At 62.9% G+C, this 18,938-nt stretch carries 18 protein-coding genes and 1 other RNA gene; 9 read left to right on the forward strand and 10 right to left on the reverse strand.

What is annotated here, in order from left to right; all coding sequences use genetic code 11:
• Positions 1-122 precede the first annotated feature (122 nt).
• The 3 genes from dnaK to hrcA all read right to left on the reverse strand — a co-directional run bounded on the left by dnaK (position 123) and on the right by hrcA (position 3,813).
• Positions 123-2,048, reverse strand: coding sequence for a molecular chaperone DnaK (gene dnaK / locus L2Y96_RS13675; RefSeq protein ID WP_247326985.1), 1,926 nt, complete (start codon positions 2,046-2,048; stop codon positions 123-125).
• Positions 2,049-2,144: 96 nt separating this feature from the next.
• Positions 2,145-2,672 (reverse strand): nucleotide exchange factor GrpE, encoded by a 528-nt coding sequence (grpE, locus tag L2Y96_RS13680; protein ID WP_247326987.1) that lies wholly within the window; start codon positions 2,670-2,672, stop codon positions 2,145-2,147.
• Positions 2,673-2,754: 82 nt separating this feature from the next.
• Positions 2,755-3,813, reverse strand: a complete 1,059-nt coding sequence (gene hrcA, locus L2Y96_RS13685) for a heat-inducible transcriptional repressor HrcA (protein WP_247326990.1) — start codon at positions 3,811-3,813, stop codon at positions 2,755-2,757.
• 129 nt (positions 3,814-3,942) lie between these two features.
• Here hrcA and recN point away from each other — a divergent pair, with 129 nt between their 5' ends.
• Positions 3,943-5,613, forward strand: a complete 1,671-nt coding sequence (gene recN, locus L2Y96_RS13690; protein ID WP_247326993.1) for a DNA repair protein RecN — start codon at positions 3,943-3,945, stop codon at positions 5,611-5,613.
• Positions 5,614-5,842: 229 nt separating this feature from the next.
• On the opposite strand, the gene L2Y96_RS13695 is transcribed toward recN, so the two are convergent.
• Positions 5,843-6,472, reverse strand: coding sequence for a response regulator transcription factor (locus tag L2Y96_RS13695; RefSeq protein ID WP_247326995.1), 630 nt, complete (start codon positions 6,470-6,472; stop codon positions 5,843-5,845).
• An 89-nt stretch (positions 6,473-6,561) separates the two neighbouring features.
• Here L2Y96_RS13695 and L2Y96_RS13700 point away from each other — a divergent pair, with 89 nt between their 5' ends.
• Entirely contained in the window at positions 6,562-8,181 is a 1,620-nt protein-coding gene (locus L2Y96_RS13700) for an MASE1 domain-containing sensor histidine kinase (RefSeq protein ID WP_247327006.1), read from the forward strand.
• A gap of 399 nt (positions 8,182-8,580) precedes the next feature.
• Here L2Y96_RS13700 and fur read toward each other — a convergent pair whose 3' ends face one another.
• Positions 8,581-8,997, reverse strand: a complete 417-nt coding sequence (fur, locus tag L2Y96_RS13705; protein ID WP_247327008.1) for a ferric iron uptake transcriptional regulator — start codon at positions 8,995-8,997, stop codon at positions 8,581-8,583.
• Positions 8,998-9,072: 75 nt separating this feature from the next.
• Here fur and L2Y96_RS13710 point away from each other — a divergent pair, with 75 nt between their 5' ends.
• The gene (locus L2Y96_RS13710) at positions 9,073-9,543 is read left to right on the forward strand and encodes an outer membrane protein assembly factor BamE (RefSeq protein ID WP_247327011.1); all 471 of its coding nucleotides are present in this window, start codon (positions 9,073-9,075) and stop codon (positions 9,541-9,543) included.
• Between the two features lie 75 nt (positions 9,544-9,618).
• Here L2Y96_RS13710 and L2Y96_RS13715 read toward each other — a convergent pair whose 3' ends face one another.
• Both L2Y96_RS13715 and L2Y96_RS13720 read right to left on the reverse strand, forming a co-directional pair.
• The gene (locus L2Y96_RS13715; protein ID WP_247327012.1) at positions 9,619-9,891 is read right to left on the reverse strand and encodes an RnfH family protein; all 273 of its coding nucleotides are present in this window, start codon (positions 9,889-9,891) and stop codon (positions 9,619-9,621) included.
• Entirely contained in the window at positions 9,884-10,312 is a 429-nt protein-coding gene (locus L2Y96_RS13720) for a type II toxin-antitoxin system RatA family toxin (protein ID WP_247327015.1), read from the reverse strand. The genes L2Y96_RS13715 and L2Y96_RS13720 overlap by 8 nt, the downstream gene beginning before the upstream one ends.
• An 80-nt stretch (positions 10,313-10,392) precedes the next feature.
• On the opposite strand from L2Y96_RS13720, the gene smpB reads away from it, so the two are divergent.
• The gene (smpB, locus tag L2Y96_RS13725) at positions 10,393-10,893 is read left to right on the forward strand and encodes an SsrA-binding protein SmpB (protein ID WP_247327017.1); all 501 of its coding nucleotides are present in this window, start codon (positions 10,393-10,395) and stop codon (positions 10,891-10,893) included.
• Positions 10,894-10,926: 33 nt separating this feature from the next.
• On the opposite strand, the gene L2Y96_RS13730 is transcribed toward smpB, so the two are convergent.
• Positions 10,927-11,808 (reverse strand): DUF3800 domain-containing protein, encoded by an 882-nt coding sequence (locus L2Y96_RS13730; RefSeq protein ID WP_247327021.1) that lies wholly within the window; start codon positions 11,806-11,808, stop codon positions 10,927-10,929.
• Between the two features lie 299 nt (positions 11,809-12,107).
• Here L2Y96_RS13730 and ssrA point away from each other — a divergent pair.
• Positions 12,108-12,500, forward strand: a transfer-messenger RNA (tmRNA) gene (gene ssrA / locus L2Y96_RS13735).
• 431 nt (positions 12,501-12,931) lie between these two features.
• Positions 12,932-14,221, forward strand: a complete 1,290-nt coding sequence (locus L2Y96_RS13740; protein WP_247327024.1) for a hypothetical protein — start codon at positions 12,932-12,934, stop codon at positions 14,219-14,221.
• A 212-nt stretch (positions 14,222-14,433) separates the two neighbouring features.
• Here L2Y96_RS13740 and L2Y96_RS13745 read toward each other — a convergent pair whose 3' ends face one another.
• A complete protein-coding gene (locus L2Y96_RS13745; RefSeq protein WP_247327042.1) occupies positions 14,434-14,931 on the reverse strand; it encodes an IclR family transcriptional regulator in 498 nt (165 codons plus the stop codon).
• Between the two features lie 331 nt (positions 14,932-15,262).
• Between L2Y96_RS13745 and L2Y96_RS13750 the strand changes: the two genes are divergently transcribed.
• The 3 genes from L2Y96_RS13750 (at position 15,263) to L2Y96_RS13760 (ending at position 17,358) form a co-directional block, all read left to right on the forward strand.
• Entirely contained in the window at positions 15,263-15,709 is a 447-nt protein-coding gene (locus L2Y96_RS13750) for a DUF4145 domain-containing protein (RefSeq protein ID WP_247327045.1), read from the forward strand.
• Positions 15,710-16,549: 840 nt separating this feature from the next.
• Entirely contained in the window at positions 16,550-17,155 is a 606-nt protein-coding gene (locus tag L2Y96_RS13755; protein ID WP_247327047.1) for a hypothetical protein, read from the forward strand.
• Positions 17,152-17,358 (forward strand): excisionase, encoded by a 207-nt coding sequence (locus tag L2Y96_RS13760; protein ID WP_247327050.1) that lies wholly within the window; start codon positions 17,152-17,154, stop codon positions 17,356-17,358. The genes L2Y96_RS13755 and L2Y96_RS13760 overlap by 4 nt, the downstream gene beginning before the upstream one ends.
• Before the next feature lie 300 nt (positions 17,359-17,658).
• On the opposite strand, the gene L2Y96_RS13765 is transcribed toward L2Y96_RS13760, so the two are convergent.
• Positions 17,659-18,651: a hypothetical protein gene (locus tag L2Y96_RS13765; RefSeq protein ID WP_247327053.1), complete on the reverse strand. Its 993-nt coding sequence runs from the start codon at positions 18,649-18,651 to the stop codon at positions 17,659-17,661.
• Between the last annotated feature and the right edge of the window lie 287 nt (positions 18,652-18,938).

Here is an 18,938-nt window from a genome sequence, read left to right on the forward strand (position 1 = left end):
TTGCATTCCCTTGGACGGACAAACGCGCCGGTAGCTTTCGCCCCGGCGCGGTCGCGTCGTTAATACATCTGACGAGTGGCGCGGGAAACTACCCGCGCCACCTGCCCCCATCATCGGGACGATTACTTCTTGTCGTCCTTGACTTCGGTGAACTCGGCGTCGACCACGTCGTCCGGCTGGGCCGAACCGCCGCCCGGAGCCGACTGCTGCGCCGTATCCGACGCGCCGCCCGACTGGGCTGCCGCGTAGAGCGACTGGGCGATCTGCTCGAGGTTGGCGATCTTCGACTCGATGGCCGACTTGTCGTCGCTATCCTTCGCCTTCTCAAGATCGGACACCGCGCCATCGATGCTGGCGAGCTGCTCGGCCGGGATCTTGCCGCCATGCTCCTTCAGCTGCGAACGGGTCTGGTGCACGAGCTGGTCGGCCTTGTTGCGCACCTGGACGAGGTCGTGGAACTTCTTGTCCTCTTCGCGGTTCGCTTCGGCGTCTTCAACCATCCGCTTGATCTCGTCCTCGGACAGGCCCGAGCCCGCCTTGATTTCGATCTTCTGTTCCTTGCCGGTGTCCTTGTCCTTCGCCGACACGTGCAGGATGCCGTTGGCATCGATATCGAAGGTGACTTCGATCTGCGGCGTACCGCGCGGGGCCGAACGGATGCCCGACAGGTCGAACTTGCCGAGCGACTTGTTGGCGTTGGCACGCTCGCGCTCACCCTGGAGCACGTGCACCGTCACCGCGGTCTGGTTGTCATCGGCGGTGGAGAAGGTCTGCGAGGCCTTGGTCGGCACCGTGGTGTTCTTCTCGATGAGCTTGGTCATGACACCGCCCATCGTTTCGATACCCAGCGAGAGCGGGGTCACGTCGAGCAGCAGCACGTCCTTGACGGTACCGCCGAGCACGCCACCCTGGATCGCGGCGCCCACGGCGACGGCTTCATCCGGGTTGACGTCCTTGCGCGCTTCCTTGCCGAAGAAGTCCTTCACGGCTTCCTGGACCTTGGGCATACGGGTCTGGCCACCGACGAGGATCACCTCGTTGATGTCCGACACACGCAGGCCGGCGTCGTTCAGCGCGGTGCGGCACGGCTCGATGGTGCCCTTGACCAGATCTTCCACCAGCGACTCGAGCTTGGCGCGGGTCAGCTTGATGTTGAGATGCTTCGGGCCCGAGGCGTCAGCGGTGACGTACGGCAGGTTCACGTCAGTCTGGTGCGCCGAGGAGAGTTCGATCTTGGCGCGCTCGGCGGCGTCCTTCAGACGCTGCAGGGCGAGCTGATCCTGGCGCAGGTCGATGCCCTGCTCCTTCTTGAACTCTTCCACGAGGTAATCGATGACGCGGTTATCGAAGTCTTCACCGCCGAGGAAGGTGTTGCCGTTGGTGGCGAGCACTTCGAACTGCTTCTCGCCGTCGACGTTGGCGATTTCGATGATCGAGACGTCGAAGGTACCGCCGCCCAGATCGTACACGGCGATCTTGCGGTCAGCCGTCGAGGTCTTGTCGAGGCCATAGGCCAGCGCGGCCGCGGTCGGCTCGTTGATGATGCGCTTGACGTCGAGACCGGCGATCTTGCCGGCATCCTTGGTGGCCTGGCGCTGGCTGTCGTTGAAGTACGCCGGCACGGTGATGACCGCTTCGGTGACCGACTCGCCCAGGAAATCCTCGGCGGTCTTCTTCATCTTCATGAGCACCTTCGAGGAGATCTCCTGCGGTGCCATCTTCTTGCCGTCGGCGGTCTGCACCCAGGCGTCGCCGTTATCGTGCGCAACGATGCCGTAGGGAACGAGCTTGATGTCTTTCTGCACTTCGGCGTCGGTGAACTTGCGGCCGATGAGGCGCTTCACCGCGTAGAAGGTGTTCTTGGCGTTGGTGACAGCCTGGCGCTTGGCCGGCGCACCGACGAGGACTTCGTTGTCCTTGGTGAACGCGACGATGGACGGCGTGGTGCGATCGCCCTCGGCGTTCTCGATGACGCGTGCCGTGGTGCCCTCCATGACGGCGACGCAGCTATTGGTGGTACCGAGGTCGATGCCGATGATCTTGGCCATAAAACGTGCTCCGAATTTCAATGCGGCCCCCGCGGCCGCGACTGTTTGTGGAAATGGGGTCTTACCCCATCAATTCAATGCGTTGTGAGACTGCGTTCAGCTGTCTTTGACGACCGCGACCAGCGCCGGGCGCAGCAGGCGGTCGTTGAGGACGAAGCCCTTCTGGACCACGGCCACCACGGTGTTCGGCGCGTGCTCGGTCGAATCGACCGCGCTGATCGCCTGGTGGTGCTCCGGGTTGAACGGCTGGTGCAGCGGGTCGACCAGCACGAGGCCGTTCGACGAGGTGACCTTTTCGAGCTGCTTCAGCGTGAGCTCGAGGCCCTCGCGCAGCGTCTTCGCATCCGCGTTCTCGTTGGCGAGGCCCAGGGCCACGCTGTCGTACACCGGGAGCAGATCGCCCAGCAGCTTTTCGTTGGCGAAGCGGCGGGCCTGGTCCAGGTCACGCTGCAGGCGGCGACGCTGGTTCTCGATCTCCGCCCGTTCGCGCAACACCGTCTCGCGCGCCTGGGCCAGCTCGGTTTCGAGGGCTGCCAGCCGGCCGGTCAGCGCGTCGAGATCGGCGTTGACGTCGGCGCCGCTGTCCTGCCCGGGATCCGTCGCGTGGGGATCGTTGTTCTGCATGATTACTCCAAATGTCAGCTAACCGGCCCCGCCAGGGGGCCGGACATTCGCGGGAATTAATAAACCCGCCTCCCGAGCCGGTTTATGAGGTCGCTACGGCCCGATTCAAGGCGTCACTCAGCAATCCGGCGGTGGCTTGTACCACGGGAATGACCCGCTCATATGCCATACGCGTCGGTCCAATAACTCCGATCGCGCCCAGCATGCGGCCGCTGGTGCCATAGGTGGCGGTGACCACGCTGCAGCCATCGAGGGCTGAAAAGCCGGATTCTTCACCGATAAAAAGCCGGACGCCGGGGGCTTTGACGCAGTTTTCCATCAGCTGCAGCAGCTCGCGCTTCTGCTGGAAGGCGTCGAAAAGATCGCGCAGGCGGTCGATATCGGCCAGTTCGGAATAGCCCATGAGGTTCGTCTGGCCGCTGACGAGGACGTCGTCGGTGCCTTCGTCGCCGAAGGACGCCGTGGCCAGCTCCACCGCGCTGGCCAGCAGGCGGTTGAGCTCGCCGCCAGCTTCACGCAGTTCCGCGGCCAGATGGGCACGGATATCCGCCAGGCGGAACCCGGCGAAGTGGGCATTGAGGTAGTTCGAGGCCTGCTCCAGCTCGCGGCCGTCGATGGGCCGGGAAAGCTGGACCACGCGGTTCTGCACCTGATTATCGGAAAACACCAGGATGACCAGCACGCGGGCATCGGGCAGGTTCACGAAATCGATGTGGCGCAGGGGGAAGTCGCCCTGGCGCGGCACCGTGACCACGCCGGCGAAGTGGGTCATCGCCGAAAGCAGGTTCGACACGTTGCCCAGCAGGTCGCGCGTGGTGGTCTGGTGCGGCGGCAGGCCACCCTGCAGGCGCGCCATGTCGTCGCGCGGCAACGGCTTCAGCTCAAGCAGGCTATCAACGAAGAGGCGCAAGCCCCGCGGCGTAGGAATACGGCCCGCCGAGGTGTGGGGCGACGCCACCAGGCCGGCCTCTTCCAGGTCGGCCATGATGTTGCGGATGGTCGCCGGGCTGACTTCCAGGCCAGAGGACTTCGCCAGCGTGCGTGAGCCTACGGGCTCGCCGTCCGACAGGTATTGGGAGATCAGGGTACGCAACAATCGCCGCGCGCGAGCATCAATGTCTTGGCCGGAGAACGGGTTCATGCGCGTCGGAGGTTAAGGTCGGGTGGCAGGCGCTATCAATAAGGTCTGCGCGCGCGGCTTGCAAGTCTCGGTTCCTGCGACGCGGCTCCCGCTACAATTGGCGTGATTCCATCCGCCACCCCGGTGCCCATGCTCACGTCGCTCTACGTCCGCCAGTTTGCCGTCGTTGAAGAAGCCGAAGTGGCCTTCGGCCCCGGGCTCACCGTGGTCAGTGGCGAAACCGGTGCGGGCAAGTCCCTGCTGGTCGATGCCCTGATGCTGCTCGCTGGCGCCCGCGCCGATAGCGGCATGGTCCGCGCCGGCAGCGACCGCGCCGAGCTGGCCGCCGAGTTCGATCTGGCCGGCCTGCCCGAGGCGCTGGGCTGGCTGCGCCAGGAAGAACTGGATGATGGCGAGACCTGCCACCTGCGCCGCGTGATCCGCGCCGAGGGCAGCTCCAAGGCCTGGATCAACGGCCGCCCGGCCAGCCTGGCGCAGATGTCGGCCGTGGCGGCGCTCATCGTCGAGATCCACGGCCAGCACGAGCACCAGGCCCTGCTCTCGCGCCAGCACCAGATGGCCCTGCTCGATGCCTTCGCGGGCAATGAAGAGGCCCAGGGCCGCGTCCGCGACCTGGCCAAGGCCTGGCGCGAGGCGGTGGCGAAAATCCGCAAGCTCTCAGGCGGCGACGATCGCGAACACCAGATCGAACTGCTCACCCACGAGCTCGAAGAACTCGACCGCTGGGCCCTGGCTCCCGCGGCGCTGGAAGACCTGGAAGCCCAACACCGCCGTCTGGCCAACGCCGGCCGGCTGGCCGAGGGTGCCAACGGCGTCGTGGAACTGCTGGATGGCGAAAGCGAATTCGCCATCGGCCGCGCCCTGCTCCGCGCCCACGCGGAACTCTCCCGGCTGGCGGAACTGGACACCACGCTCGCGCCCACCCTCGAACTGCTCGACAGTGCGCAGATCCAGGTGGGCGAAGCGGTGGATGGCCTTGGCCGCTACGCGCAGGATGTCGAACTCGACCCCGAGCGCTTGGCCGAGGTGGATACCCACCTCACCCATCTGCACGACCTTTCGCGCCGCTACCGCCTGCCGATCGAAGAACTGACGGCGAAGGCCGAGGAACTCCGCGAACGCCTGGCGGAACTCGAGGGCGCCGGCGATGCACTCGAGCGCCTGGGCCATGAGCGCGATCGCCTGCGTACCGATTACGACACCGCTGCCGCCGGCCTGTCCAAGGCACGCGCGGAAGCGGCGGAACGCCTCGGCTCCTCCGTCGCCGCCCTCATGGGCGAGCTCGGCATGTCGGGTGGCCGTCTGGAAGTGGCACTGGAGCCGGCCGAAGGCGACGATCCGGATCCGCAGGGCCGCGAGCGCTGCGAACTGCTGGTCAGCGCCAACCCTGGCCAGCCGCCGCGTGCCCTACGCAAGGTGGCCTCGGGCGGCGAACTCGCCCGCATCAGCCTGGCGATTGAAGTAGCCACGCTGGGCAACGACAACATCGGCTGCATGATCTTCGACGAAGTGGATACCGGCATCGGTGGCGCTGTCGCCGAAGTGGTCGGCCAGAAACTGCGCGCCCTCGGCGAGCGCGTGCAGGTGATGTGCGTCACCCATTTGCCGCAGGTCGCCGCGCAAGGCCACAACCACCTCAACGTGGCGAAGGAAAGCAACGGCGAATCGACCCGCACGCGGATCAAGGCACTCGACGCCAGCGGCCGCCGCGAGGAAATCTCGCGCATGCTCGGCGGCGTGGAAATCACGAAAGAAACCCGCGCGCACGCGAAAAAGATGCTCGACAAGGCGCAAAGCTAACGCGCCCCCCCCCCGTAGGAGCCCACCCTGTGGGCGACATCTTTCGCCTCACCACTGGAGGCCGGGTGGGTCTTTCGCGAACGGCGTCGCCCACAGGGTGGGCTCCTACAGGGAGAGCGGCCGTGCCGTGTGGAGAGCGGTCGCGTCGTGTGGAAGGCGGCCGCGTCGTGTGGAGGATGGACGCGTCGTGTGGAGAGCGGCCGCGCCGTGTGGCAGCGGCCGTGTTTTGTCAGGTGCGGATCAGGCCGCGTTCCTGGGCCATGCGGTACAGGTCCAGTTCGGACCCCGCGTTGAGCTTGTTCATCACTGCGGCGCGGTGGATGTAGATCGTCTTCTGGCCAATCCCCAGCTCCGCGGCTACCTGCTTCGGCGCGCGGCCAGCCGCGAGCAACAGGAACACCTCGCGCTCGCGAGCGGTCAGGCGGCTGAAGGGGTCCAGATCCTGCGTGGACCGGCTCGAACGACGCTCCCGCAGATCGGAGCTGAGGTACTGGTCGCCCGCCAGCACGGCACGTACAGCCGCCACCAGCTCCTCCGGCGCAACACCCTTCGTCACGTACCCACGCGCACCACGGCGCATGGCTTCGGAAACGTACGGCTCGCCATCGTGCATGCTCAACACGATGATGCGCATGCTGGGCTCGATGCTCCCCAGGTGCTCGATCAACGGCAGGCCGCTGCCATCAGGCAACGACAGATCGACCGCCACCAGGTCGGGGCGATGCTGGGTCACCGCATCGACAGCCTCATCGGCATTGCGAGCTTCGGCGACCACATCCAGGTCGGGTTCCAGCTGGATCAGCCGTTTGAAACCTTCACGGACGATGGCGTGGTCATCTACAAGGACGATTCTTGGCATGGGCAGAATGTAACAGTACTCAACCGAATGTGCGCATCTGCCCTCATCGCGCGTCAGGACGCCACATCCGCCGTGTAACATTCAGGGGTATGCGCCTTAGCACCCTCTCACGCTTCGCCGGCCCCATCATCGCTATCAGCTATGCGCTGGCCTGGGTGATGCTCTGGCCGACCGAGCAGCCCTACTGGGTGCTCCCGTTCGGCCTGCGTTTTGGCGCCCTGCTGCTCACCCGCACCCGTGACTGGTTCTGGATCCTCGGTGGCGAAATCGCCGCCAGCGCCTTCTGCGAGTGGCGCAGCGGCCTGCCCATTGGTGGCGCCGGCTTCGTGCTGGGCGACACGCCCGAACCGCTGATGGTGGCCGCGTGCCTGTGGTTGCTCCGCCGCGCGCACCTCCACGCCAGCCTGAACACCCCCGAGGACGTCGCCCGCCTGCTGCTCTCGGCGATGGTCACGGCCACGGTGGCCACCGCGGGCAATGCCGCCATGATGGCCTCACTGCATCCGGCTGCTCCGGTGGAGATGCTCGGCACCACCTTCGGCAGCGACCTGCTCGGCAACTACCTCGGCGTGCTGCTCACCGTGCCGGTGATGGTCCTCGTGTTCCGCGAACGGCCGACCCAGACCGCCCTGGCGGAGCTCCTGCTCGACGGCCTGCTGGTGATGCTGCCCTCCCTGGCGATCCTGGTGACCCTGGCCGAATACTCGCCCCAGCCCCAGTTCGCCCGCGTGCTCTCGCTCGCTCCGGTGCTGTTCTTCGCCTTCCGCCACGGCTGGCGCGGCGCCGGCCTGGCCATGCTGATCACCAGCGTGGGCCTGAATGTCACCGAGGACATGATCGGCCGCGGCGCCCCCACGGCCGCCGCCCACCTGTTCCTGGCCGTCGCCGGTACCGGCACCCTCATGCTCGGCGCCGCCACCGACGCCCTCCGCCGCAGCAGCGAGCGCGTGGCCCAGCAAAATACCCACCTGGCCGCCGCCAACCAGCGGCTCGACCAGTTGGCCCGCCAGCTACGCGACGCCGCCCGCGGCAACCTGCAGGCCGAAGAGAACCTGCGCCGGCATATGGCCTCGGAGCTCCACGACGAGCTCGGCCAGAACCTCACCGCCATCCAGACCCACCTGAAGCTGGCCCAGAACCGGCTGGGCAACGCGGGCCTGGATGACATCGGGACGGCCGTGAACGGCATCCTGGGCCACATGCGCCGGGCCCTGCACAAGATGCTGGATAGCTTGCGCCCCTCGGTACTGGACGAGTTCGGCCTGCTCCGGGCGTTGGACGAGGGCCCGATCCGCGACATGCTGACCGCCGCGAGCATCCACTACGTGACCGACCTGCGTGGCGAGCCCCGCCTGCTCGACGATGACACCCTGACCGCCATCTACCGCGTGGTCCAGGAGAGCGCCACCAACGTCGTGCGCCATTCGGGTGCAAAAGAGCTCCGCCTGCGCCTGCGCATCGGCCTGCGTGACAGCGGCCCCGTGGCGGTCCTGGATATTCGTGATGACGGCCATGGCCTGCCCTCCACGCCCCGCCCCGTCCGCACCGACGGCGGCGGCCGCGGCCTGCAGGGCATGAGCGACCGGATTACCGCCCTTGGGGGCGTCTTCCGCATCGTCCCGGAGCCCGTCGGACTTCACCTTCGCGTGTTGCTTCGCAGCACAAGTATCGGAACAAACATAGGAAATTTTCCAATAGCCGGTTCGTGAACGCTTCGTTACGATCCTCACATCGATGTGGGGGAGCCGCCGTCGAGAGACGGTGAGCCCAGGTCGATCGTGGGGACGATCGACCTGAAGAGGCGACAGGATGTCAGCCTCGCCGGCACTAGGTGGTGTACGGGATCTGCGAGCAACTCGCGATCCACGAACCACCCGGTTAACCGGATCAGCCGCCGGTGGACAGGAGTCCACCGGCGGCGTTTTTATTTGCGCCCTCCGAAACACCGCGCCCTACCCGGTAGGAGCCCACCCTGTGGGCGACATCTTTTCGCCCCACCGCCACAGGCCCTGTGGCTTTTTGGCGAACGGCGTCGCCCACAGGGTGGGCTCCTACAGGGCACAAAAAAGCCCCCGGAAACCGGGGGCTTTTCTTTTTACGCCAGCGACTTAGCGGCCTTTCTTCTTGGGCCGCACATACAGGACCAGACTATGGTCCTCGATGACGTACCCATGCCGCTCGGCGATCTCGTGCTGGAGGCGCTCGATCTCCTCGCTAATGAACTCAATGACCTTCCCGCTGTCAACGTCGATCATGTGGTCATGATGCTTGCCACGGTCCAGCTCGTAGACAGCCTGGCCGCCCTCGAAGTTGTGCTTCATTACGATGCCAGCTGCTTCGAACTGGGTCAGTACCCGGTAAACCGTGGCAAGACCGATGTCCTCCTGGTGCGCAAGCAGGCGCTTGTAGATGTCTTCGGCTGTGAGGTGGCGCTCGTCCGCCTCTTCGAAGACCTGCAGGATCCGCATGCGCGGATGGGTGACTTTAAGGCCCGCTTTGCGGAGCTCTTGGGTTTCCTGGTCCATCTCAGACCTCTTCTCGCGGTGCCGTCAGGCGCTTAGTGTATCATCGCTCGCTTCACGATCTGGACGCTTCATCGCATGCAAAAGCAGCTCATCCGCACGCTGGGTACGGTCCTCCTGGCAACCGCCGTCGCAGGTTGCAACCTGGTCTACGTCCCGGACGTGCAGCAGGGCAACCTGCTCGACAAGAAAAACGTCGACCAGCTGCAGCCCGGTATGACGAAGCGTCAGGTCCTGGTGCTCCTGGGCACCCCCTCGGTGATCTCGCCGTTCGATAACGACCGCTGGGACTACGTCTCCACGTTCTCGCACCGTGGCAAGCCCATGACCACGCGTACGCTCACCCTCACCTTCAACAACGATACGCTGGTGAAGACCGAGGGCGACTTCTTCAAGCAGGATGCCCAGCAGCTGCTGGAAGACTCCAAGAAGTACAAGAGCAACCCGATCGACGACGCCAAGGGTGACAAGAACACCAGCGCCAACGACAAGAAGGACGACGGCGGCGTCTTCGGCGGCGGCAGCGACTCCAGCGACGACAAGAAGTAACCCGGTGCGGGGCTCACGCCCCGCCCTTGTAGGAGCGCGCTTGCGCGCGATCAGGCGCCCGGGATACCCAAAAGGCTACCGGGCCGCCCGCCTCCTCCGCGCCTCCATCGGATCCAGCGTCAACGCCCGGTAGATCTCCACCCGATCGCCCGCGGCCAGAACCTGCTCCGCCTCCACCTTCTTCCCGAACACGCCAATCCGCCCCTCATCGGGCCGGACGCCAGCCGGGAGCTGCGGCAAGGCCCGCTCGACAGCCTGCCAGGCCGTGGTGCCCTCTGGCACGACCAAGGCCACGACAGCCTGCCCCTCGGGCCCGGCGTAAGCCACCTCGATGGGGAGCTCAGCCATACTGGCGGCGCGCCTCATCGCAGAAATCGTCGACCATCTTGTTTGCCAGCTGCTGGAAACCCATCTTCAACACCGAGCCGCCGAGGCCGGCGTAGTCGAAATCCAGCTCGAGGGCAATCTTGCAGCCCATATCCCCCAGGGGCTGGAAGCTGAACACGCCATCGAGCGAGCGGAACGGCCCCTCCACGAACTTCATGGTCAGCCGCTCCGGCCGCTCCATGGTGTTGCGGGTAGTGAAGTTCTGCTTCATCCCGGCGAACTTCAGGTCGAGCCGGGCGACCAGGGCATTTTCCTCGCGCTCCACGATCGTGGCAGCGTCACACCAGTTGAAGCGCTTTGGGTATGCTTCAACGTCGTTGACCAGGTCGAACATCTGCGCGGGCGTGAAAGGCACGATCGCACTGCGGCGGATTTCAATCACTGGATAGACCTCGTCGTATTTGCCGGCTCACGGACCCGCCGGCCTCGTATCAGGGACCGATTCGGAAGATTTTAGCGGACATGGCGAAAGCGAAGACAAAGGACACGGAAAAAGAAGGCCGCGGCACGATCGCGCTGAACAAGCGCGCGCGCCACGAATACCAGATCGACCAGCGCTTCGAATGCGGCATGGCCCTCCAGGGCTGGGAGCTGAAGTCCCTGCGTGCCGGCCGGATCAACTTCGGCGAAGGCTGCTACGCCATCATCGAGCACGGCGAGGTCTTCCTCGTCGGCGCCCAGATCCCGCCGCTGATCAGCGCCTCCACCCACGTGGTGGCCAACGACCGCCGCACCCGCAAGCTGCTGCTCCACCGTGAAGAGATCGACCGCCTGGTTGGCGCCGTCGAGCGCAAGGGCTACACCCTCGTCCCCACCGCCATGTACTGGAAGAACGGCAAGGTGAAGTGCGAGATCGGCCTGGCCAAGGGCAAGCAGGAACACGACAAGCGCAACTCCGACAAGGAGCGCGAGTGGGCTATCGATAAGCAGCGGGTGATGCGGTCGCACAACCGTATGGGCTAAGGGCCAAGGCGTGAGGGCGTGCCAGCGGCGCCCTCACCGAGCGGGCTTTCGTCCGTGCTCAAGACAGATCCGGCACTCGCAGGCGTCAGCCCGGGTGAAATGGCGAATGCCCACAAGCCTATTGAGCTTTCTGTCGAAGACCGGCGAGATCCGATCAAGAAGGTCCTCCTCGCCTTGGTCGAAGAAGCGTCGAATCGCAAATGCGCACAGGTCGGCGAGCTGAACCATCGAGGTCAGCTCGCTATCGACGAACAGCGGCGTTTCGACGACAAACTCGATGTCTTTTGCCCACGTCGTGCCGTCGCGATGAAACTTCCGCATCTGCTTCGTCAGACGATCCGCCATCGTTTCGTTGTTGTCCTGGACAAGGAGTCCATGGATCCCACCGACATTCTTCAGGCAAGTATTGAAGCGGGTCACGACCTGCTCGAACGCCTCCTCGAAGTCGCCCGCGCCATCAGGCAACGAGCTCTTTCGCTGGGCCTCCGCGAATAGCCGTGCGTCCGCCCACGATCCGATGAGATCAGCCAGGTCTGCGACACACTGCCGCCGCTCATCCCGAGTGAGGTGTATGTACGCGACCGTCTTCCGATAGTTAAGTGTGAGCGCCTTCAGGCCAGCCCGCGACCTCGGCCTGGCAAGGTTCTGGGTACGCTGCGCAATCACCATGCGCCGACGATCGCCCCAGTCATAGCCTTCAAATGAAGGGATGGTGTGCTGCTCCGCAAATTCCCGAAGCATCCAGGCAGTGTGGATCTCAGCGTCTTCAAGCCCATAGCGGCGCTTGATCGCATCCACCTGGGCATCCTTGTCCTTCCATGAAGGAGCCAGAATCGCGAGACCGACGAGCACGAAGTGCAGCGAGGAGTCGCCACGCTCCGTCGTACCCGATTCATCGAGGTAACAGATATACATACCGATCCATCCTTGAGCCGGACATAAAAAAAGCGTCTGGGGCAGGGCCTAAGCCCCGCAGGAGGCGCATACGCGTCTCTGCCCAGTCGCTAGCCATTAATTCTCCGCTCGAACAATCACTTAGTCAAGCAAGGCAACACCGACAGGGTCTGTAGGGGAAAACTGGCGCAAATGGCCATTGTTCCGGGATCCCCCACACGGCCAGACGGTGTAGGCCTACACCGGATCTCGCGGGCGCCCATTGTGACTGCCCTACCCCGGCCATATACTGTGTCGCGTAGGTTCACCACGTTTTCCCCGGGGATGTTTTGGTTTCGACGGGGGTAGTGCGATCTACTGGTGCATGCCGAGGGGGTAGCTTTCCTCGTTAAACCAGCTGCAAAACATATAGTTGCCAATGACAACTACTACGGTGACAACTCGGTGGCTCTCGCCGCCTAAGCTGTCCGGCCCCTAAAAAAGGCCAAACCCCCGAACCGGTCTTGTGCTCATGCTCGCCGGTGTAGGGTCACTATCATGAGACCGCCGAAAGCCTCTCCGCCTGTGGGGCTGACGCTAGATCAATCAGGTATGTCCGCCGGTGCGCTTAGCACGCCGTGCTGTCGGTGGACGAGACTTAACGGTGAGCTAAGCATGTAGATCTGGAGATTAAACGCCTTCGGACGCGGGTTCGACTCCCGCCATCTCCACCACTTCAAGAAAGGCCCCTCGCTTGCGAGGGGCTTTTTTTTGCCTGCGCGAAGCCTAAGAGTTCTTGTGCGCAAAAATTATGGGCTACCATCCTCGCGTCAAAAGTGCGCGCTTTAAAAATCGATCCGAGGCGCGCTGGAAATTCCGAGCTCCCCGCCCTGATCGCGGCAAACGCCGCCGGCTGTGACGCCCGGCGCCTTCGACGGCGCACGTGCCGCTATCACTTAGCTCCCGGCATCGCTCTTGTAAGGGGCGACACTCATGCTCCGTGTTTGGGATTGGCGCTGGATTCCTTCCATCGCTGCCGACGCTGACGACAACGTCGCGAAGCTGTGGAACTCCCCCCCCATTGAGGCCGAATCCTCAGCAAGCCTCAAACGCGCCCTAGGTGTATGCTTCGCCCGCCACGAATCCGGCAGCGCCAGGGGAAGTCATGAAGACAAATGAGGTATTCGGAATCCAGCCCGAAGTCAGTGAGCATGCGTACATCGATCGGGGCTCACTCGACCGCGAGTTTCGGCGACTTGTCGACCGAGAGCAGACGCACATCGCCATCCGCGGAGCGTCCAAGGCTGGAAAGTCATGGCTCCGGCAACGCGTTCTCGCCGAGCCAATCGTGGTTCAATGTCGTATCACTTACTCGCCGGTCGACATCTACCGCGATGCGCTTGCAAGGCTCGACGTGCGCCTTCAAGTGGAGCAACAGAGCCAGACGAAGTTTACGGGGAAGGTTACTGCCACCGGCGAAGCCGGAGTCAAGCTTCTATTAAAAGCAACTGGACAGCTGGAGGCGGGCATCGAGCACGCGTCGAGCGAGAAAACAGTTGCCGTAGGAAAAGACCATGCCGACCTCGAGTTCGTAGCGTCCCTGATCCGCGCTTCTGGACGCACGCTCGTGATCGAGGACTTCCATTACCTGACAGTGGACCAGCAAACGGCCTTCGCTTTCGATCTCAAGACTTTGTGGGACTATAAAACCATGGTCGTGATCGTCGGCGTCTGGTCCAGCCAGAATATGCTGATCGCACTGAACCCGGATCTCTCGGGACGAATCGACGAGCTGTCCGTTATTTGGCAGCCAGCGGAGCTGAAACAAGTATTCGTAAAGGGATGTCGAGCCCTCGGGTTGCGACCGACGGATGCGGTGGCAAACCACCTTGCAGCCATTGCCTACGAAAGTGCAGGGCTCCTGCAGAAACTCGCCCTCCGATACTTAGATGAGCTTGGCATTGAGAATGGAATGCCTGAGGGGAATGAGCAGGTACTAAATGATCGGGACGCGCTTGACCACGCTGCGATGCACGTCGCAGATCAGCTCAATCAGGTCTACCAGACGTTTGCGCGCCGTGTGTCTGATGGAATCCGTAGTCGGACGCGTGCTACCGGGATTTACGCCCATGCCATGGCCGCGATCATGGGCTCAAGCGACGAGGATCTATCGACTGGGTTATCTGTGAAAACGATCCACACGATCGCCCATGCACGGCAGCCCCGTATTCTTATTGGAAACCTGAAAGCGGTACTCTCTAAGTTTCCCGGCCTGCAGGTGGATGATCAGGGACGAGGCTTGGTGCTCGCGTATGACCCGGAGGAAGAGATTGTGAGCGTCGTGGACAAGCAACTCTTTCTCTATCGAAAATACGCCACAGTACGATGGCCTTGGGAGCAAATCATTGAGGAAGCCGCCGAGCAAGATGCCGCCTACGACGCACCGGCGGCATGAGAAGCTCCTCCAGAAAATGGCCCATTTTTGGTCCGACCCCTGCGTAACTCGTTGATTGTAGGATGACAACCGCGGGTTCGACTCCCACCATATCCACCGCCTCGAGAAAACCCTCCGCTTGCGAGGGTTTTTTTGGAAGTTCCGAACGACATCCACCGTCTATTCCACAACAAGAACCCGGCACCCGAGCCACCCCTCCCCCAAAGCGCAACTCAACTCCTATCAATCACCGCCGTGGCCACCCTGAGCGCCCGCAGGGTCGCCTCCACATGCTCCCAACTTTCCTCAAAGCGAGACGCCGGCATGACGATTGATACCGACAGCAGCTGCCCTTGCCGAGCCGGAAGCGGCATACCGATCGCGCACGTCCCCATCTTGTGTTCTTCGATGTCGTAAGCGAAATCGCCGGCGCGAATCGTGGCGAGTTGCGTCAGGAGCGCACTGACACAGGGCAAGGTCTTTGGCGTTAGCTGACGAAGTTGCGCGTTGCCGAATAGGCTGCGAACGTCGCAATCCGACAAGCAGGCCAGCAAGGCCTTACCGTTGGTCATGCTGTAAGCCGGATAGGTCAAGCCGATCTCGGGCACGGCGCGTGACGGCTGGTCGGAAAGGAAGCGGTCGAGGAACAGCACCTCCTCCCCGGCGAGGGTCGATAGATCGACCGTTTCCTGGGTCGCATCGAAAAGCTGGTACAGCCAAGGACCGCCCATCCCAGCGTAGCGCAGCGCGGCGCGGCTTGGAGGTTTTGGGTCGTCCTGGGATCATCCAGGTGCTGCGGGGGCCGAAAAGTCCCCGTATGATCGGTGCCCAAATCAGGGAGAGAAACGCATGTACACCGTCTCGAGACCGTGCCCGCGTTGCGGACACGACAAATCGATTCTAACCATCGTTTGGTCGGATCCAACAACGCCAGGCGGCCCTGTCATCTTTCGAGAAACACTTGGCCGATGTGTGCACTGCCAGCAGCACAGCATCGTCGTCTTTCGAGCACCGAGCGGAATGGCGCTCGCAGGACAAACCTCGTGCACCGGGAACGCGGAGGTGAACGTCAATATCGAGTTCGTTCGCACCCTCCCCGTGGCTGTAGTTAACGCAGCGCCGGCGGATGTTCCCGAAAAGATCGGAAATGCGTATGTCGACGGCATGGACATCCTCGCGCTCGGCAAATGGACTCCTGCCGCGGGATCCTTCCGTACCAGCCTTGATCGAGCCACACAGATTCTTTGGGCTGATCTCGGCACGGACGAGGCACTTCCCTTCAAGCTCGACGTTCGCTTGAAGAAACTTGCCGCCAACCTCTCCATCCCGAAGGCAATGATGGACTGGGCCGACACGGTGCGCGTCGTGGGAAACGACATGCATGAGCTTGATGACATCTCGCAAGAGGACGCTGAAGACGCCGCGCACTTCGTTGAGACGTTCCTCACCTACATGTTCACTCTGCCCAAGCGTGTTGAGCGCTTTAAGGCGCGACGAGAAGCTGAGTAGCTGGGAGTTGATGCTTGCTCCGGCGGCGCGGAAATGACGATTTCTACTACGCCGGCGGCGCGTTCCGCGGCCTGGTAGGGATCGCATGCATAGGTGTGACCCTCGAGATATAGCGTCGCGCCGAAGGCATGCGCACCTGACTCGGCCAGCGCCACGATCTCGGCATGGCCAACCTGCTGACACACGTCATGGCAGAGTTCGTATACCACTCCGGAGGGCATGCCGTCGCGAGGGCAGGCCGACTGGTGGTTGCTGACGTAATTGGTGCCGACGAACCGTAGACCAGTCGGAGTCACGACTACCGCGGTCACCACCTGTTTGGTGCACGGCCCGATCATGCGGCTTGCGCCAGCGCAGACCGGAACGGCCTTGCGTTCGCATCAAATATGGCGCGGGCAAATCCACGCGGAGTTGCGCTACGGGTGTTGCCGCGGTCGCCGTCGGGTGGCGCGTCGTGAATTCGGTTATCCCGGCAACTTGATTCGATAAGGCACCGTTCTGTGTCTGACCATTGAGGACGAGATCGTCGGCGTCTATACCGCCGATGCGGGCAAGTTCGCGCTCAAGGGCTAGATCGAGGGCGACCTGCGCGAGAGCCAGCGTGTCCGCCGCGTCAGTGGTGGGCAAAGATCGGTGCCAGATACACCTCGCGCCTTGACGAGGCGCACCGTTACACGCTCGCCGAGGCGCCTGAGCAGGTCTCGCGCCGCGACACTGACGTACCTTGCTCGTGTGCCGAGATCAATGACCTCGGCCAGCGAACGGTCGACTGCCAGCACATGCGCCCGCGAAAGGGCCAGGTGGCGAGCATGCGCCGCGCCGCGCCAGGGCGGGTATAGCGTGAGCCTCTCAACCACTTGCAGCGTCGAGTTCCTTGGCTCGCGCGACACCAGCCGCATAAGCTGCGTCGATGGCAGGATTGGCTTCATCGCTGCCGTTCCCCGCTTCTCCTGTCTCCAGTGGCTCGCTATCAGCCTTGGGCTCGTGATCGAAGATCGCGTACACGCCATTCCAGCTTTCTCGCCCAGCCCCGAACGATTCGGCGCTGTACTGAACCCAATGCTTCCCAACCCGCTTGAGCATGTCCGTTCCCGAGTGATGAATGTCGATCGGGATGGTGCGCGCATTTTTTCGAGCGAGCAAGACGACGAACTTGACAACGTTTTACGCCGTATCAGGCTCGCCTTCCTGGCCTACGGAAAGGCTCCCAAAGTCATGAAGCTTGCAATCGCTGCCCTGCTCTCCGCCTTGTTCGCCCTCACCGCCTGCGGCGAATTCCGCGCCCGCCCCGACCTCAAGGGCCCGACCATGACACCGCCCGGCGATGCGCACTGCGTGCGCGGGCATAACGCAATCACCTCGGGCTACCTTGGCGTCGGCGGAGCGCCGGTGACTATCGTCCTGGACGAACCTTGTGTTGTTCCGCCGCCCGGAGGGTCTCCGTGATCCGCTACGTCACCATTGGCAAGTTCGCCGCCGAGTCTGGCTATAGCGAGAATGCGGTGCGGGCGAAGATCAAAAACAGCGTGTGGCTGGAGGGCAATGTCTGGAAGCACGCGCCCGATGGGCGTGTGCTGATTGACACCGAGGGGTACGAGAAATGGGTGGACGGACAAATGGCGTCCGAGCAGCTACGAAAAGCAGCATAGCGATCGACTTCTACTACATCCGGGGCAGGTGTCGGGAGCGGGTGAGCAATGGTTTGGGGTGGCGCAGTGGTGACAGCAACGCGCCATATGACGGCCATTCACTAATCACTCTGCTAACTGATGAGTAAGCCCGCACATGGACGTCGCACTCTTCGTCGACGCCGCGCTGAGACCGCACCGGTATCATCCCCGCACCAAGCTGGACGACTGGAGCTATCTCGCCTTCTTCATGCTCGGTGTCCTGCGCTTCCAAGTTTTGGCACTCACACGATCACCCATTCGTTCCAACAGCTGGCGCCTCTATCGCGCCTCGGTCGACTGGCCCACACCATCGACGCCGGCCGCCGGGCCATCCGCGAGAAAATCCGCCATTAACACCACCTTGACCGCCAAGTCGAACGCCTTGCCGACGACTCGAGCCTTCTTGAGCAGTCCGCGGTCCTCAGTCACGAACCATGCCGCTTCGCTCGCAAAACAGAAGTGCTCTGCATCTCGCTGCATGTTGCGAGGCGGGTTATCGGTCCTCGTTTTGTCGTGGAAGTCCGCATGGAAATCTAGAAGCCCCAAAGCCAACTCAATGCGACAGTCACGCGGGAAGGCGTTCCAGTCCGACCCCCCCATTTCGGCCAACGCTTTGGCGGCAGGCACGAGCTGAGCTTCGACATCGGCGATGGCTCTCGCCGCCAAGAAGTCGAAGACGGGCAGCACGCGCCGGAAGCCTTCGGAACGCTTATCGACCACGGTTGGACGCCCCTTCCGGATCACGGAAGGCGCTTTCGCCACCTGCTGCCGAAATGCTTTGTACGACGCCGGCTCATCGCTTGCCGTCATGAGGTCTTGGACCATCTGCTCAAGCAACGCCTCATCGAGATTGCCTCCGGCTTCCACAAGCGGCCGCAGGAACGGATGGTTCTTGTCCATCGTCGCAGTGTCCACACTCGCCTGAAATCGCTCAAATGAGACCGGAGGCATCGACTCCTCGTTGGGCAACGCTTCGACTGCGTTAATAAACGCATCCAAGGGAACCGGCTCGACCGAAGGAATTCCGCATCGAATCTGAACAACGGCACCGTTAGACACCGCCTTCAGAAGGGCAATGTCTTTCGCTCGGTCGTCGCTTAGTGTTGCCTTCGGAGAGAGCATCTCACTGATATGCGCTTGCGAAATCGGAAAAACGTACTGTACCGAGAGTGCCTCAACTCGGCTCACGAAATCGGGGCCGTGCACGCCGTCACTGATCGTCAGGTGCTTCATGTGCTGAAGAACCACCCAGTCAAGATAGATATAACGCATCGTAGACCTCGAAAAGACAACCAATCCCAAGGGTGTTAGAGAAGTTAAACGCGACCATAAGCCGCATACGCTGCACTGTGACTACCTACGGCTGCCTAGGGAAGTGCCTTCGCCAATAGAGCTGCCAAGAGCATAGTGCGTCCACGTCATGGCGCGCATACTCCGCAACATCCCAAAGTACCATGCGCGCGCTACGTGCTCTTGGTCAACGATTCAATGATGCCAGGCGACCTGCAGGTGCCACCTAGCAAGTATCGGTTTTCGTACTCTGCCTTGCGGCATTCGAC

This window comes from Luteibacter aegosomaticola (assembly GCF_023078475.1).
GTDB classification, from domain to species: domain Bacteria; phylum Pseudomonadota; class Gammaproteobacteria; order Xanthomonadales; family Rhodanobacteraceae; genus Luteibacter; species Luteibacter aegosomaticola.